The following is a 16,184-nucleotide window of genomic DNA, read 5'->3' as shown; positions in this document are numbered from 1 at the left end:
ACCCGATGCAACACTGTGTTAAATATTCCTTTTTCCTTATCTCGCAAAGTTGACACGGTGTCACCTTTGTCAACTTTGTAATAATGTTGCGCAGGGCCTTTGACACCTGCCGCGCGCGATTGCATGGCATGGGGCAAGCCAAGGGAGAACCAGCATGAGCACCCGTGAGTTCGACATCATCATCTTCGGCGCCACCGGCTATACCGGCCGTCTGGTCGCCGAATATCTCAGCTCTCATTACGCCGGTCGCGCCGATGCGCCGAAATGGGCGATGGCGGGCCGCAGCCTCGCCAAGCTGGAGGGAGTGCGCGACGAAATCGGCGCGCCTGCCACCACTCCGCTGGTGGTCGCCAATGCCGACGACAGCGCTGATCTGGAAGCGATGTGCAAGCGCACCAAGGTCGTCCTGACCACGGTCGGTCCCTATCAGCTTTACGGCGACAAGCTGGTGGCCGCCTGTGTCGCCACCGGCACCGATTATGCCGACCTGTGCGGCGAACCGGCGTGGATGGCCGAGAAGATTGCCGAGCATCAGGCCGCCGCCGAAGCCACCGGCGCTCGCATCTGCTTCTCGTCGGGCTTCGATTCGATCCCCTTCGATCTGGGCGTGATGATGACGCAGAAAGCCTGTGTCGAACGCTTCGGCCACCCTGCCCCGCGCATCCGCGGGCGCGTGCGGGCGATGAAGGGCACTTTTTCCGGCGGCACCGCGGCCAGCCTTGGCGCGACAATGAAGGCGGCAGCGAAGAACCCGCGCCTCATCAACGTGCTGCGCGATCCCTTCGCGCTAACCCCCGGCTTTGAAGGGCCGGACCAGCCTTCGGGCATGATCCCGTCCTATGAGGATGATCTGGGCAAGTGGTCCGCGCCCTTCGTGATGGCGCCGATCAACACCAAGAACGTGCACCGCACCAACTTCCTGCTCGGCCACCCCTACGGCACCGATTTCAAGTATGACGAAATGATGCTGACCAGCCCCGGGGAGGCGGGCAAGGCAGCGGCCAACGCGGCGCTGGAGATGATGAAGAACCCGTTCGGCGCAAAGCCGCCCAAGCCGGGCGAGGGGCCGAGCAAGGAAGAGCGCGAGACCGGCTTCTACGATGTCGTCTTCGTCGCCGACATGGCCGATGGCCAGCGCCTGCGATACGCCGTGAAGGGCAAGTATGATCCGGGCTACGGCTCGACCAGCCGGATGCTGAGCGAGACCGGCATCGCGCTGCTTTCGTGTGACAAGCCGGGCGGGATCGGCACCCCTGGGTCGTTCCTCGGCGAAGACCTCGTCAAGCGGCTTGAAGAAAATGCCGAGCTGACCTTCGCGATCGAGGACTGAGCTTCGGAGCAGCAAAAAAGGGGTAGCCGGCGAACGGCTACCCCTTCTCTTGCGACCCTTTGGCGGGCTCGGTTGGCTCAGAAGCTCAGACGCACGCTCGCACGGAAATTGCGACCCATCAGGGGCACGAAATCCTTGGTGAAGCTGGCGTGGCGGCGGCCGTTGACATCGAAGATGTTGTCCGCCGCGATCTGCACCGTGACGTTCTGGTTCTCCGCAAACGGACGCCACGCCACCAGCGCATTGACCAGCGTGAAGCTGTCGGTCGGGCTTTCGAAGCTGGTGACGCGGTTCTGGCCGTCGAACCACTGCACCTCGCCGCGCACGTCGAACGCTTGCGTTTGCGCTTCGAGCGCACCCAGCAGGCTTAGCGGCGGGATACGCGGCACGGCGGTGCCGTCGGCAAGCTCTGCCTCGACATAGGAGGCGCGCAGATCGGTGAGCAGGCGGAACCCGTCAGTATCAATCACGGGGTAGGAGAAATCCGCCTCCACGCCCCAGAAGTCGGCATCCTGCTGGAGATACAGGAAGACCGGCAGATCGTCTTCCTCAAGGCCTGTCTCCTCAAGGAAGATGTAGTTGTCGAACCACTGCTTGTAGACCGCAAGGTTGAACGTGCCTGCGCCGATCTGGCCGCGGGCATAGGCCTCAAGCCCCCAGGCGCTTTCGGTATCAAGATCGGGGTTGCCGATCTCGAACGCCTGCGTGGCGATGTGCGGTCCGTTGGAGAACAGTTCCTCCGCGCTCGGCGCGCGTTCGGCGCGCGATCCGTTGAGGCCGATGCGGATGCCCTCGATGCCTTCGTAGACAACGCCCAGCGCCCCCGAGAAGGTATCGTAGTCGCGTTCGATGCCCAGCGTCTGCGCTTCGACATTGGTGAATTCCGCACGGGCGGCCGCTTCGATCTGGAACGGGCCGGTGCCCAGTTCCTGAAGCGTGAAGATCGCCACCTGATCGGTCAGGTTCGGCGGGACATAGGCTTCTGCACCAACCGCGAAGAAATCGCGGTGCTGGTATTGCAGACCGGTCGAACCGCGCAGCACACCGCCTGTGTTCTGGACCAATTCGGCGCGGGCTTCCACGCTGGTGCTGTCGAACACCGTGCCGACTTCGCCCGGGCCTTCGAATTCGGTGTGGGTGTAATCCGAATAGCCCACGCGCAGCTTCAGCCGCTCGAACGCGCCGTCACCGAGATAGATGTCGCCTTTGAAGTCGGCGCGGAACTGCTGGAGGTCGATGCGGACGTTTTCCTCGCCCTCTTCCTCACCGTGATCCTCGCCCTCGTGCTCTTCCCCTTCCTCGTCACCATGTTCGTGCTTGAGGCCGGGGCGCTTGATGACGCCGTAATTGGTGTCGTACCAGCCGATCGAAGCGCCGAAGGTGCTTTCGCCGAGGATCACGCCAAGACCGGCATTGATCGTCCAGCTTTGCATGTCGCTGTTGGGCACGAACCCGCGCTGGGCGGCAGCTTCGCGGAATTCCTCTGCTTCGGCCGGCTCGCCATCGGCATCCTTTTCCGCAGCTTCTTCCAGCAGTTCGGCGCGCAGGTCGGGCGAGAGCTGGAAGCCGCCGATTTCCATATTGCCGGTGTCGCGCCACGATCCGTCGACATGGAACACGACGTTCGAGCCAATTCCGATGTCGAGCGAGGCCGCGCCGGTCCTGAGGTTGCTAGCGCTGTCGACCCCGGCGAAGGCATCGAGGTGGAAGGCCTCGTCCGGCATGCGGGTCGGGATGCGCTTGTCGATCACATTGACCGCGCCGCCGATCGCCTGGCTGCCGTAAAGCAGCACGGCCGGACCGCGCAGTACCTCGACCCGTTCGACCGTGATCGGGTCGATCGTGGTGGCATGATCGACCGAGGTGTTGGAGACGTCGGACGTGCCGACCCCGTCGATCAGCACGCGCACGCGTTCGCCCTGCTGGCCGCGCAGGACCGGGCGCGACGAACCGGGGGCGAAGCTGGTGGCCGAAACACCGGGGATCTTGGTCAGCAGTTCGCCGATCTGGCCGGTCACTGCCTCACGCTGGATGTCGCGCACTTCGAGCACGCTGGTGCCGGCGAGCAAGTCGAGTTCCTTGAGGCCGGAGGCGCTGACGATGATGTTGCCCTGTTCGTCGGCCTGACGGTTGTGGAGGTCGTCCTCGACCTGCGCATCGCTGTCGGCGGGCTTTTCCTGAGCGAAGGCGGGCGCTGCGGTAACCGCAAAACCGAGCACCGTGGCGAGGGCGAGGCGAGAGGGCGCGAGGCGAAGCTTGCGAGTGATCATGGGTTTTCCCGTTTTTGCATGTGATAACGTATCACGCGACTAGCAGCGAAAACGGCGAATGCAAGAGGGAAAGGGATGAAAGACCGGCTGTCATCGACCATTTGCGTCGCAATGGCGACGACACAGACGCGCAGAGGAACCGTCCGCAGCGGCTGGCTGCGGCAGGGACTGGTATCATCGGTCGGAAAGAAAACTGGAGCGGGCGAAGGGATTCGAACCCTCGACCCCAACCTTGGCAAGGTTGTGCTCTACCCCTGAGCTACGCCCGCTCACTGGCGCTGACAAAAGCCGCGAGGTGCGCGGTTCCTGCCGGAGAGGCGGCGCGATTAGCAGCGCCCCCCGCCCGCTGCAAGCGTAAAATGCACGCACCCTGCCAGCGCAAAATCTGGCCGATCGGGGCTTGATCGCTGCAGGCATAAGCGCCAGCACAAATGCGCGCTTCACATCCGCCGAAGATGCCCCACATTGGGGCGAAGAAACCCGACGATCAAAACAACGACAGGAGCATCCCCTTGGCCAGCATGGGACTGAGCATTGACGAACAGAAGGCGGTTGACCGTTTCCGCCAGACGGTGGTCGAACCTTCGCAGAACAAGCTCGTGATCCTCGATTTCTGGGCCGAGTGGTGCGGGCCGTGCAAGGCGCTCGCCCCGGTGCTGGAAAAGGTCGCGGGCGAATATGCCGACAAGGGCGTTGTCCTCGCCAAAATCAACGTCGACGAGGAACAGTTCATCGCCGCGCAGTTCCAGGTGCGCTCGATCCCCACGGTCTATGCCATGTTCCAAGGCCAACCTGTCGCCGATCTCACCAATGCCCGCAGCGAATCGCAATTGAAGCAGGTGCTCGACCAGCTGCTCGCGCAATTGCCGGTGCAGGCCGGCGCTGAAGGGGCCGCCGCACCGCAAGGCCCCTCGCCCGAAGAGCTGGCGCAATATGTGAAGATGGGCGAGGACGCACTGGCAGGCGGCGATCCGCAGCGCGCCGCTGGCATTTTTGCCCAGATCACCGAATTCGCGCCCGAAAATGCCGCAGCCCATGCAGGGCTGGTGCGCGCGCTGGTGCAGATGGGCGAGACCGATCAGGCGCGTCAGGTGATGGATGTGATCGAAAGCGATCCGCGCCTCGCCACCGATCCCGCCATCGCCGCAGCCCGCAGCGCAATCGAACTGGCTGGCATCAAGGTAGACGACGGCGAGCTGGCGGGCCTGCGCGCCGCCGCCGAGGCTGCCCCCGGTGATATGGACGCGCAATTTGCCTATGCCGAGGCCGCCTTTGCCGCGGGCCAGCGCGATGCCGCTGCCGACACGCTGCTGGCGATGGTCGCGGCAGACCGCGAATGGAACGAAGGCGCGGCGCGGGCCAAGCTGCTCAAGATCTTCGAGGCGATCGGGCTTGAGGATGAATGGGTAGTGGCCACCCGCCGCCGCCTGTCCAAGATCCTGTTCGGTTGAGCGCAGGCAATGACCCGTCGCCTCTCGATCTTTCCGCTGACCGGCGCGGTGCTGTTTCCCGGGCTGCAGCTGCCGCTGCACATCTTCGAACCGCGTTACCGGTCGCTGGTGGGAGATGCGCTGATCCGTGACCGCCAGATCGCGATGATCCAGCCCCAGCGCCCGGTCGAAGGCGCGCCGCTTTACAAGGTCGGCTGCGTCGGACGAATCGGCGAGATCCAGGCGATGGACGACGGCCGTTACAACCTGATCCTCGAAGGCGTCGCGCGCTTCCGGCTGGTGCGCGAACTCGACGTCACCACCGCATTCCGTCAGATCGAGGCGGAAATCTACGACGAGGACGAGGACGAAACGCTGACCCACGCCCAGCGCGGCGGGTTCGAGCGCGAGGCGCGGCGGTTTGCCGAGAACCAGGGTTACAGCGTCGACTGGGATTCGGTCGAGCGGCTCGACGATCGCACGCTGATCAACGGCGTGTCGCAGATTGCGCCGTTCGATCCCGCCAGCAAGCAGGCGCTGCTGGAAGCGGAAACGCTGACCGACCGCTGCGAATTGCTGGTGCAGCTGATGCAGTTCTACGGCCGCCACGACGGCGGCGAGGAAATCGTGACGCTGCAATAGCGCGTCGTCAGTTCTCGATCAGCACGTAAGGCGCCCAGATTGCGGGATGCGCTGCACCGGCCAGCGATTTATCGCGGATAAGCGCGAGCTGCGCCCGGCGCAGTGCCTCTGCCCGCCCTTCACCGTCACGCGTCGCCTGCACGGTGCGCACGCTGAGCCACGAAGCCGCATCGTCGCGCACCCGCCAGTGCGACAGCAGCAAGGCGCGCGCGCCGCTTTGGGCAAAGGCCGTCGCAAGGCCCGAATAGGACGGCGCGCCCTCACTCCCCCCGCTCGCAGTGTTGCAGGCCGACAGGATTACCCAGTCGGCATCGATCGCCAGCCGCGCGATCTCGCTTGCGCCCAGCACCCCGTCCTCGCCCGCAGCCGGATCGCCTGTGCCGAGCAGCAGGGCGGGCTCCCACAGGCCCGCCAGCTCGCCCGCGACAAGGCCATGGGTGGCAAAGGCAAGCACATCGAGCCCGGTCAAATCGGCGCGCTTGAACCGCTCCTCCGCCGCCTCGGGCCCGATCAGCAGCATCCGGCCGGATTCGGGAAAGGTCTCTGCCAGCCCGCGCAGTTCCTCGGCCGCGGCGGGTAGCGACGGCAGATCGCCGATCACGCCGCGATCGGGCCGGCCGCCCCGGAACAATCCGGCAAGCCGCGCCGTTCCCGCGTTCGCGCTACCGGGCAGCTCGACCCCGCCGACACCGACAAACCGGCGGGCGCGGGTAGCAGTGGGGGCGGGCACGGGCTCCGCCCCGAACAGCGAAAGATTGCCGACCACCTGCACGCCGGCCGAACGGATCAACCACGGCGCGTCGGCCAAAGACCCGTCATGCGCGCGTGTCGTCAGCAGCGCGAAGGGCAGGCTCGCCAACCTTTCGCCGCCGTGCACCAGCACCCGCCGCACCTTGCCCAGCCCTTGCGGGAAGAGCCCGCGAAACAGGGCGTGCGCCGTGTCGAGCGGAAAACCGGCCAGCGCCGGATCGGGCAGATCGACCGCATCGCGCAGGCTTGCCACCTGTTGGCCCAGCTGCATCGTGTCGAGCACCGACCAGCGCAGGCTGTCTTTTCCGATTGCCAGCACCCAGGTGGTCGCCTCGCCTTCGACGGGCGCCAGCACCAGATCGCCCTTGCGCATTCTGCTGCGCAGTTCGGCCAGCCTCAGCGGCTGCGGGCGATAGCGTGCGACGAAATCGGGGTGGTCGCGCAGCAGCTTCATTTCGATCGCCTGCGCGGCGCTGTCCGCAGAGGCGAGCTCGCGCGCCAGACCATCGCGATCGGCGTTTTCGTCAAGCTGGGCCGCTTCAAGTCGCGCGGCCAGTTCGGCGCGGGTGCGCCCGAGATCGAGCAGCCGCGCGCGCAGGGCCAGCGCCCCGTCCGGCGGTGCATCGTCCGGCTGCGCGAATTGCTGCCCGCGCGCGAGTTCAGTGATATTGGCGAGCTGCATCGAACGCACCATGCGTTCCCCGTCACCGAGATCGGCCGCCAGCGCGAGGTAGAGGATCGCCGCCTCGCGGTGCCGCCGCGCCTCGCGCACCAGCGCCTCGTCCGATACGGCAAGGTCGGCAAGCTTGGCTTCGAGCTTGTCCATCGCATCGTCGGCCAGGGCCAGCACTTCGCCCGGCTCCCCGCCGGTAAGCTGGCGCAGCCGGGCAAGCAGCATTTCCGCCCAGATGCGGTCTTCGTGGCTGACGATGAGATCGGATTGCATCACCGGCACCCAGCGTTCCGCCACGCCGCGTGCATCCGAAAAATCGCCTTTGCGCAGCAGCCATTCGGCGCGGTAGAGATGGATCTGCGCCTGTTCGGCACTGTCGTTGTCCAGCGCGGCATCGGCGCTGGCAATGGCCTTGTCGGACAGCGCGAAATAGCTCTCCCACTCGTCCCGACGCGCAGCGAAATCGGCCAGCTCGGAATAGAGATAGGCCAGCGCGAAGGGTGTATCGACCTCGCCTGTCGCTTCGTAGATCTCCAGTGCGCGGCGGTTCAACGCCTCGGCATCGGCATCGGCGCCGGTCGCCTTCAGCGCGGTGGCGAGGTTGCGCATGGTAATCGCGGTGCCGCTGGCCTGTTCGCCCCCGGTCTTGATCCGCACCTCCAGCGATTCGCGGAGCACCGGGATCGCCTCGCGGAAGATGCGGTTCTCGATCAGCGCATTGCCCAGATTGTTGAGCGCGATGGCGAAGGTGGGATGATCCGGCCCGAGATATTCGCGCGCCAGCGCCTCGGCCTTGCGCGCTGCGGCAAGACCTTCGGCAGTGCGCCCGGAACGCCCGAGCACGCTCGCCAGCGATGTCAGACGCACGATCGGCAACGGGTTGCCCGGACGCAGGTAATCGAGCTGCTGGTCGGCCGCCTCGCGCAGGAAGGGCAAGGATTCCTCGATCCGGCCCTGACGGTAATAGACATAGCCCAGCCCGAACAGCGAGGATGACACCGCCTCCCCGCGCTCGCCTTCGATCTGGCGGCGGATCGCCAACGCCCGCCGGTGATCGGCCTCGGCCTCGCCATAGCGCCCCAGCGCGGCGAGGATCGAGGCGCGGTTGTTGTAAAGCCCGGCCAACTCGTCCGGCGGCGCGTTCCCGGCCTCGAACAGCGGCGCGGCGCGGCCATAGGCGGCAGCCGCAGTCTCGAAATCGCGCAGGTAAAAATGCGCCGCGCCCTCGGCGGATTCGAGCAGACCCATCGCCATCGGGGGAAGCCCGCCATGGGCTTCGATGCGGCGGCGCAGATCGGCAATCTTTTCCAGGTCGCCCGCCGGATCAGCCGAAGCATCGGCAGCGCCGAAAGCATCGATCTCGGCAATCAGCGCAGCGCTGGCCGGATCGGTCCGCGCCTCACCGGGCACGTCCGGGGCGTTCTGCGCCAGCGTGGGAGCAACCGCCCAGAGCCCGAAGCCAAGCGCTGCAAGAGCGGCTCCGGCACGAAGCGGTAACGGCATCACGGTTCCCCCCCAACATCGGCCACACCCTTGGCGCACCGCCGCAGAATGATGCCACAATGCCGCACCGAGGCAAGCACGCAGGCCTGCTACAGACCGAAGCTGCCCTTCAACCCGTCGATCACATATTGCGCCGCCAGCGCCGCCAGCAGCACGCCCAGCAGGCGGGTGATGACAGCCTCGACCTTGTCACCCAGCAACCGGATCAGCGGCCCTGCCGCCACCAGCGCGGCGGCGGTGATAATCAGGACGGCAGCCAGCGCCGCCAGCACCTCGATCATCTCGGCCCAGCCTTCGGCCTCGTTCATCAGCAGCATGATCGCCGCGATCGCGCCGGGGCCGGCCAGCATCGGCATAGCCATGGGGAAGACCGAAACATCTTCGATCTCGGGGGTGGCGGCGATCTTTTCGGCGCGCTCCTCGCGGCGCTGGGTGCGCTTTTCGAACACCATGTCGAAAGCGATGAAGAACAGCATCAGCCCGCCCGCAATGCGGAACGAGTTCAGCTCGATATGCAGCGCACCCAGCAATTGCTGCCCGAACAGCGCGAAGATCAGCAGAATGATCGTCGCGATAAAGGTCGCCCGCAACGCCATGCTGCGCGCCTGCTGTGGCGACGCGCCCTTGGTCAGCCCGGCATAAATCGGCGCGCAACCGGGCGGATCGATCACCACGAACAGGGTGACGAAGGCGGAAAAGAAAAGCTCGGTAAGCACCATCGCCGCGCTACTGCCCCGCTGCAGGGATCAGGGTCTGATCGAAAGCCTGCAACCAGCGCCCTTCGTAGAAATATTCGACCGCGGCATAGCGGGTGCCGTCATCGCGCTGTTCCCAGCGCCAGCGCAGCGTGCCGTCACGCGACAGGCGGGCATCGGTCTTGCCGTCCTCCCCGATCGGAATGGCGGGCGGCGGCGGCACTTCGTCCCGGCCGCGCGGACAGCTGGCGACCAGGCCCAGCACCGCATCGATCGACGTGACGACGATATCCCCGTCCTCCACCGCCTTGCGCGGCGGGGGCTGCGGCACGTCCGGCCCGCCCACGTCATAGACGTAGCGGTATTCGCCGCCCGACTGGCGTTCCCATACCGTCACGAAATTGCCGACCGTGCCATTGGGATCGCGATAACGCCCCTGCGACACGGCAAGCGCGCCGTCGCAGCTGATCGCAACCGCGCGCGGTTCCCATTGCACCGCCTCTGCCGGATCGGTCCGCCCGGCGAGGAAGGTGTCGGCAACCACCGGCCCCGACGGCGTGTGGATCACCGCGCCCGGCGCGGCAAAAGTGCGAAAGGCCGTCCACTGCCCCTCTTCGCGCGCGGCGCGGGCAAAGGCGATTTCGGCAGCGACGATGGTGCTCGGTTGCGCCGCACCCGGCGCACGGGCGAGCACGCGGTTGATGATCTTCGCCGGCGGCCCCTTGGGGCGCGGCGAGCCGCAGGAGGCCAGCGTGGCAGCCAGCGCGCCGGCGATCAGCAGTGCAGGGGCGAACCTCACAGGCCCTCGGGCGCGGGCAGCCCCGCATGGGAGTGCGCGGCGACCAGCGTATTGCGCAGTAGCACCGCGATGGTCATCGGCCCGACCCCGCCCGGCACGGGGGTGATCGCCCCTGCCACTTCGGATGCCTCGGCAAAGGCGACATCGCCGACCAACCGGCCTTTCGCCTTGCCCTCTTCCGGGGGCAGACGGTTGATGCCGACATCGATGACGGTCGCGCCCGGCTTGATCCAGTCGCCTTTTACCATTTCCGGTCGGCCCACGGCAGCCACCACGATATCGGCGCGGCGCACCAGTTCGGGCAGGTTCTTCGTGCGGCTGTGCGCGATGGTGACCGTGGCGTTGGCATCGACCAGCAATTGCGCCATCGGCTTGCCGACGATGTTCGAACGCCCGATAACCACCGCATCGAGGCCCGACAGATCATCGCTCAAACGGTCTTTCAGCAGCATGATGCAGCCCAGCGGCGTGCAGGGCACGAAGCCTTCCTGACCCACCGCCAGCCGGCCGGCATTGATGACATGGAAGCCGTCCACGTCCTTGTCTGGACTGATTGCGGCGATGACCGCCTGTTCGTCGAGATGGGCGGGAAGCGGCAATTGCACGAGGATGCCGTCCACCGCCTCGTCCTGATTGAGCCTTTCGACGAGCGAAAGCAGCGCGGCCTCGCTGGTATCGGCCGGCAGGCGGTGCTCGAAGCTCGCCATTCCCGCCGCCTCGCAGGCCTTGCCCTTGGCGCCGACATAGACCTGGCTGGCCGGGTCTTCGCCCACCAGCACCACCGCGAGCCCGGGCTTGCGTCCGGTCGCCTGCGCAAAGGCCGCAGCCGCCTCGCCCACGCGGGCGCGCAAGGCTTCGGCAAAGGCCTTGCCGTCGATCAGCGCTGCCATGGTCGCGGCCTCTGGCATCAATAAGCTCCCGCCACGCCCATCAGCACCCGGATCAGGATCTGCAATCCGAGGATCAGCACCAGCGGCGAAAAGTCGATCGCGCCGGTGTTGGGCATGATGTTGCGGATCGGGCGGAGCACCGGTTCAAGCAGGCGGTTGATCGCATCATAGACCTGCCGCAGGAATTCATTGCTCGGGCTCACCACATTGAAGGCGAACAACAGTCCGATCACGAACTGCACGATGATCAGCATCACCAGCACATTGGTGATCATCACCAGAATATCGACGAGAACAGCCAGGCCTTGCATTGTCTTATCCGCTTCCATTTCCGGAATGCGCCATGCGCATCCGCGTGATGTCCCTCGAAAGGCGTATTAGCGAGTTAATACGCCTCGCGCCATAGGGTTCCCGTGGCGCCTCAGGCGCGCACCAGCGTACCCGCGCCGCGGGCGGTGAAGAATTCGAGCAGCATGGCGTGCCCCACCCGCCCGTCGAGCACAACCGCCGCCTCGCAACCCGATTGCACCGCGGCAACGCAGGTTTCGAGCTTGGGCACCATGCCGCCGCGGATCACACCGTCCTCGCGCAGCTGCGCGATATCGGCAGGGGTGAGATCGGTCAGCAGTTTGCCGTCGGCATCAAGCACGCCGGCAACGTCGGTCAGCAGGAACAGCCGCGCCGCGCCCAGAGCCGCCGCAATCGCGCCTGCCATGGTGTCGGCGTTGATGTTGTAGGTCGCCCCGTCCTCGCCCGGGGCGATCGGCGCAATCACCGGGATCATCCCGGCGGCCACAGCGGTATCGATCACGCTGGTATCGACCACCGCGGGCTCCCCGACAAAGCCGAGATCGACCACCTGTTCGATATTGCTGTCGGGATCGCGGGTGGTGCGATTAACCTTGCGCGCCGTCACCAGGCCGCCGTCCTTGCCAGAAATACCGATCGCCTTGCCCCCTGCGGCCGCGATCCAGCTCACCAGTTCCTTGTTGATCGCACCGGACAGCACCATTTCGGCAACCTTGGCGGTGGCCTCGTCGGTGACGCGCAGTCCGTCGACGAAAGTGCTCTCCACCCCCAGCCGGGCCAGCATCTGGCCGATCTGCGGCCCGCCGCCGTGAACCACGACCGGATTGATGCCGACCGCCTTCAGCAGCACGATGTCCTCGGCGAAATCGCGCGCGGCCTGGGCATCGCCCATCGCATGGCCGCCATATTTCACCACGAAGGTGCGTCCGGCATAGCGCTGGAAGTAGGGCAGCGCCTCGATCAGCACTTCGGCCTTGGAAAGATCGGGCATCGGCGCGCCGGAGGCGCTTGGCTTGGTGTCGGTCACAGGCATCGCTTTCTCTCGCCCGCTTGCGGGCAAATGCAATGCCGCGCCCCTAGCGCGTTGCGCGCGCAGTGCAAGGCGGCTTGGCCAAGGCCTTGACGCCCGATTTGGTTTTCCGGTCGCTTGATGATAAAAATCCGCACCGGAGGTAAGCATGGCTGACGACGATAATCCGAAGGACTTCCCTGCCGAAGGCCGACGCAAGAGCGACCGCAGGCAGGCGCAGCAGCCCTTTGACGGCCCCGACCGCCGCAAGGGTGATCGCCGTTCGGTTGACGATCGCCGCGCCACGCCCCGCAGTTGACCGGCCGATCTATCGCGGCCGGGACGGGTTGCGGGCGGCGCGTCGCCTCTTGCACCGCCCGCACAAGCTGCGATTAGGCAGTGGCTTCGGACTGCTGGTCCAGCATCGCCGCAATCTCGTCGAGCAGATGCAGCCGCTCTTTCTTCAACGCCTCGATCCGTTCGTCGCTTGCCGCCTCGATCTCGCTTTCGATGCGGTGGATTTCGCGGTTCACCTCGTGATGCCGTTCGGCCAACCGCGCGAAATGCGCATTCTCTAACTTCAGCCGGTGCAGCGCTTCGGCATCATTCGGAAATTCGTCGTGCAATTCGTGCGGCGTATGAGCGGACATGAAATTCTCCCTTAGTTCGCACGATCTGCCTAGGCCGCCCGCGCCGCACGGTATTTGACGCGGATCAAGTTGCGCGCGGCAGATGTCAGGCCGGATCGATCGCCGCGGCGAGGCTGGCGAAATCGGCATGACCGGTGGCGGGCAGCACCCTTTCGGCCCACATCGCATCGATTTGCGCCGCAATCGCCGGAGGGATCACCCCGGCATCGCTCCCCACTGCCTGCACCTTGGTCGAATCCGCATCGTCCGGAATCCCCAGCCGTTCCTCCATCACGCGGCAGATCATGCTGTCGTCGAAGCGATCATGATGCGCGTGCATGAATTCGCGGCTTGTCATCTCCTCCACCAGCGCGGCCTGTTCCGGCGTCAGCGACAGCCCGAGGAAGTCCGCCATCCGCGCAATCATCGCCGCGCGGTTCTTCGCCGCCCAGCGGTAGCTGTAAAGCAGCGTGTCGGGCGCATCGCGGCGCGCATACCAGCTGAGCAGATGGGTGAAGTAATCGCACCCGCCCGGCCCGCCGGCCATCCACAACGGGAAGAATTCGTCCAGCGACAGGCTGCCGCGCTCGATATGCCAGCCGTCGAAGAAGCGGTAGAACGAGACATAGGTCTCCTTCGGATCGCGCAAAGTGACGACATAGCGCCCGCCCGCCGGCAGATTCTCGTAGGACTGATGCGACTTGAACCCGCGCGGGGCCGCACGCTGGGCTATGTTCATGTCGAGATCCACCATCACCGCGGTATCCGCCCAGGGGGTCATCCGGCTGATATCGTCGAAATCCATATCGCCCGCACCCGTGGCGGCGATCATCCGGATCTGGTGGAACATCTGCTGCATCATCGTGGTGCCGCTTTTGGCCCAGCAGGTGATGTAAACATCCCCCGGCTGCGGTTCGAGCGGGCGGAAATGCTGCTGCGGCGCGCTTTCCATCAGCGCACCCATGTTGATCCCCAGCTCTTCCAGATTGCGCGCACGGCGCCCCAATGGTCCCGTCATGGCCTGATTCCCCCCGTAAAGCGCCCCGCCGGCGAGTGTGACACGGGCGGCGGGATTTTCCCACCCCCGATCGGGCGAGCGGCAGAGAGCGGATGTGAAGTATACAAAGGTGACACCCTGTATACTTTACCTGCGCAGGCTTTATAACTGTTTTTCAGATGCTTAAGATTAAACGCCCGCAGCGGACGAACACATGGCGCGAGCGGGAAAACGGGCGGGATGCAGGTGACAGAGCCGCAAAGGGCGGCGCGGGCGACGCACAAGAGGCACAGCGGACGCATCGCGCAGAGCCTAGGGCGCGGGGGCGGTGGTAGGAAAGGCGAATGGGAGCGGGAGGGGCGCGCAAGGACTGGTATCAGGCCGCCACTCCCGCCGCGAGGAGCGACAGACAGCCTACCAGAAGAACACGATCAGGAAGACGGCGGCGATATGGGCTGGGGTGCGCACGAGGCCGAGCAGATCCATCGCGGCAGGTTTATGGCGCGATGGATTGCGGAAGCGAATGCAATTTCAGTTAAAGAGCTCTTCAATAAATTTGTCACCTTTGCGGCGCCGGTCGCGCTGCACCTTTTGAATCGAATCAATACCTTTTAAAGTCGTCTCATAATTTTTTCCAAGAAGCTCAATAAAAAATGGTTCGAAAGATGGGTCTACAGAGAATCGGAACATTGGCACTTCCTTCTTCTCTGATGCTTCTTTCAAAAATAGGCTGAGGCCTTCTAGCGAGGTTACCCCTCGTCCTTCCAAGTTTATTAAGGCTTCGATCTGACGAGACTCCTTTTCCCTCACTTCTCTTACTGACTTCGGACGCACCCATTTTTGAAAATTTCCAGGGTAGAGATTCTCCAAAATACGCACACATCTGTCGAGCCTAGTGCTCTCAAAAACCGAAAAGAAGCGGTGATCACTTGACTGATGAAGATTCCACTCTGGATATCGGTCGGCAAATAGTCTCGTATGCCGAGAAACGTCTTGCTTCGGATATTTTTTTATTAGATCCTCAACAAAATCCGACGCCCACTCGTCTTCAACACGTTCGGGACAAATACCCATCAACATCGGAAGAACGTTATCATGCACTCGAAGGTTGGCGGTCTCGAAATATCTTTCAATGAAGCCACCGGGCGACATCGATAGAAAGACTGCACAGAAATACTCTTGAAAGGAGCGGTGCACAAAGCTGATTTCGAGACCCTCTTCGTGTAGCAGACAGATGGACTCAATCAGGTCCTTTAAAAGAAGAGAAGGGTCTGCATTCATCCCCTGCTGCCTGATAGCGGAGCTAACGTAGTTCAGCGCGTCATCTCGATGGAATGAGAACGCAGACTTTGAGTAGGTAAGAACACAGAAACTTGCAAAAACCTTCTTAAATTCTTCCGCTGTACATCCAGAGTGCGTCGCCCGCAGAAATTGACTTTTCATTGCATCATGTCTTCTGATCAATGTGTCAAATGCATTCCTATAGAACTCATGCAGACTGCTCGGAATCTCAGCATATTCTTCAAATGTTCTCATGAGCATGATGGCCAAGAGCGGTGTATTTAGGAAGCTCTCGTGCTCTTCGAAGAACGCAGATGTCAATCTTTTCAAAAAGTTCTTCTTGACTTCTTCTGAGTACTCGGCCTTCTCAATTAAGAGGCGGGTCTGATCTCTTGTCATCGCTGATAATTGCAGGACAGTAAAGCTTTCCCATGACGAAAAGCGCTCGTCATGTCGTCCCGATACTACAATCGGGCATTCTGGGTACTCTTGCCTTATTTCGAGTATTTCCCGCTCCACTTCGTCCCGATCTGTTGGGGCGATTTCGTCAAAACCATCCAATAGAATTACGAAATAGCCTCGAGATAGCGCATCCAAAAAATCATCGAACTTTACAGCATTCCCTGAGTTATATTGCGCATGTATTAGATGAAGAATATCTTTCTTTGTTAAGGAGTTCAATGACCTTAATTCAAGAAAAAGTGGCAACTTTCCTCTTGGCGCATGATACATCGACAGCGCCAAATAGCGCATTAAAACGCTTTTGCCGCGACCCGCCAAGCCCACCACAATAAACGATTGATCATCGTGAATACAATCTAGGAGTTCTGCTGCACTTAAGCTCTTATTGGAACGCTCTAGGCTCAGGACTCATTGCGGCAGCCAGAAGATGACGGTTGCGGCGATGCAGATGGCGGACATGAACGTGTGCGCGCAGCGGTCATAACGGGTGTGGATCCGTCGCCAGTCCTTGAGCT

General features: G+C 63.4%; 14 protein-coding genes, 1 tRNA gene and 1 pseudogene. 4 read left to right on the top strand and 12 right to left on the bottom strand.

Annotated elements, in window-relative coordinates; translation table 11 throughout:
• The first annotated feature begins 154 nt into the window (after window positions 1-154).
• The gene (locus OIK40_RS12950) at window positions 155-1,330 is read left to right on the top strand and encodes a saccharopine dehydrogenase family protein (RefSeq protein ID WP_273678766.1); all 1,176 of its coding nucleotides are present in this window, start codon (window positions 155-157) and stop codon (window positions 1,328-1,330) included.
• 77 nt (window positions 1,331-1,407) lie between these two features.
• Here OIK40_RS12950 and OIK40_RS12945 read toward each other — a convergent pair whose 3' ends face one another.
• A complete protein-coding gene (locus tag OIK40_RS12945; RefSeq protein WP_273678765.1) occupies window positions 1,408-3,600 on the bottom strand; it encodes a TonB-dependent receptor in 2,193 nt (730 codons plus the stop codon).
• A gap of 194 nt (window positions 3,601-3,794) precedes the next feature.
• A tRNA-Gly gene (locus OIK40_RS12940) sits at window positions 3,795-3,869 on the bottom strand.
• Window positions 3,870-4,121: 252 nt separating this feature from the next.
• On the opposite strand from OIK40_RS12940, the gene trxA reads away from it, so the two are divergent.
• Window positions 4,122-5,051, top strand: coding sequence for a thioredoxin (trxA, locus tag OIK40_RS12935; protein ID WP_273678847.1), 930 nt, complete (start codon window positions 4,122-4,124; stop codon window positions 5,049-5,051).
• 9 nt (window positions 5,052-5,060) lie between these two features.
• Window positions 5,061-5,672 (top strand): LON peptidase substrate-binding domain-containing protein, encoded by a 612-nt coding sequence (locus OIK40_RS12930; protein WP_273678764.1) that lies wholly within the window; start codon window positions 5,061-5,063, stop codon window positions 5,670-5,672.
• 7 nt (window positions 5,673-5,679) lie between these two features.
• Here OIK40_RS12930 and OIK40_RS12925 read toward each other — a convergent pair whose 3' ends face one another.
• The 6 genes from OIK40_RS12925 to argB form a co-directional block, all read right to left on the bottom strand.
• The gene (locus tag OIK40_RS12925; protein ID WP_273678763.1) at window positions 5,680-8,598 is read right to left on the bottom strand and encodes a CHAT domain-containing tetratricopeptide repeat protein; all 2,919 of its coding nucleotides are present in this window, start codon (window positions 8,596-8,598) and stop codon (window positions 5,680-5,682) included.
• 89 nt (window positions 8,599-8,687) lie between these two features.
• Window positions 8,688-9,317, bottom strand: coding sequence for a MarC family protein (locus tag OIK40_RS12920; RefSeq protein WP_273678762.1), 630 nt, complete (start codon window positions 9,315-9,317; stop codon window positions 8,688-8,690).
• A gap of 7 nt (window positions 9,318-9,324) precedes the next feature.
• On the bottom strand, window positions 9,325-10,092 hold the full coding sequence (locus tag OIK40_RS12915) for a Cif family virulence factor (RefSeq protein ID WP_273678761.1): 768 nt from the start codon (window positions 10,090-10,092) through the stop codon (window positions 9,325-9,327).
• Window positions 10,089-11,000 (bottom strand): bifunctional methylenetetrahydrofolate dehydrogenase/methenyltetrahydrofolate cyclohydrolase FolD, encoded by a 912-nt coding sequence (gene folD / locus OIK40_RS12910; RefSeq protein WP_273678760.1) that lies wholly within the window; start codon window positions 10,998-11,000, stop codon window positions 10,089-10,091. The genes OIK40_RS12915 and folD overlap by 4 nt, the downstream gene beginning before the upstream one ends.
• A complete protein-coding gene (locus tag OIK40_RS12905; protein ID WP_273678759.1) occupies window positions 11,000-11,293 on the bottom strand; it encodes a YggT family protein in 294 nt (97 codons plus the stop codon). The genes folD and OIK40_RS12905 overlap by 1 nt, the downstream gene beginning before the upstream one ends.
• A 110-nt stretch (window positions 11,294-11,403) precedes the next feature.
• Window positions 11,404-12,324: an acetylglutamate kinase gene (argB, locus tag OIK40_RS12900; protein WP_273678758.1), complete on the bottom strand. Its 921-nt coding sequence runs from the start codon at window positions 12,322-12,324 to the stop codon at window positions 11,404-11,406.
• 145 nt (window positions 12,325-12,469) lie between these two features.
• Here argB and OIK40_RS12895 point away from each other — a divergent pair, with 145 nt between their 5' ends.
• Window positions 12,470-12,619: a hypothetical protein gene (locus OIK40_RS12895; RefSeq protein ID WP_273678757.1), complete on the top strand. Its 150-nt coding sequence runs from the start codon at window positions 12,470-12,472 to the stop codon at window positions 12,617-12,619.
• Between the two features lie 73 nt (window positions 12,620-12,692).
• Here OIK40_RS12895 and OIK40_RS12890 read toward each other — a convergent pair whose 3' ends face one another.
• The 4 genes and pseudogenes from OIK40_RS12890 to OIK40_RS12875 all read right to left on the bottom strand — a co-directional run.
• Entirely contained in the window at window positions 12,693-12,950 is a 258-nt protein-coding gene (locus tag OIK40_RS12890; protein WP_273678756.1) for an HP1242/YdcH family protein, read from the bottom strand.
• 85 nt (window positions 12,951-13,035) lie between these two features.
• Window positions 13,036-13,947 carry a sulfotransferase domain-containing protein gene (locus tag OIK40_RS12885; RefSeq protein WP_273678755.1) on the bottom strand — a complete coding sequence of 304 codons (912 nt, stop codon included), beginning with the start codon at window positions 13,945-13,947 and terminating at the stop codon, window positions 13,036-13,038.
• 510 nt (window positions 13,948-14,457) lie between these two features.
• Window positions 14,458-15,993 carry an NACHT domain-containing protein gene (locus tag OIK40_RS12880; protein WP_273678846.1) on the bottom strand — a complete coding sequence of 512 codons (1,536 nt, stop codon included), beginning with the start codon at window positions 15,991-15,993 and terminating at the stop codon, window positions 14,458-14,460.
• 84 nt (window positions 15,994-16,077) lie between these two features.
• Window positions 16,078-16,184, bottom strand: a pseudogene (locus tag OIK40_RS12875) (IS5/IS1182 family transposase); the annotation flags it as partial.

The sequence above is a fragment of the Erythrobacter fulvus genome (assembly GCF_028595285.1).
GTDB lineage: Bacteria > Pseudomonadota > Alphaproteobacteria > Sphingomonadales > Sphingomonadaceae > Erythrobacter > Erythrobacter fulvus.
The sequence above is the reverse complement of the archived record's forward strand: the minus strand, read 5'-3'. Positions and strand labels throughout refer to the sequence as shown.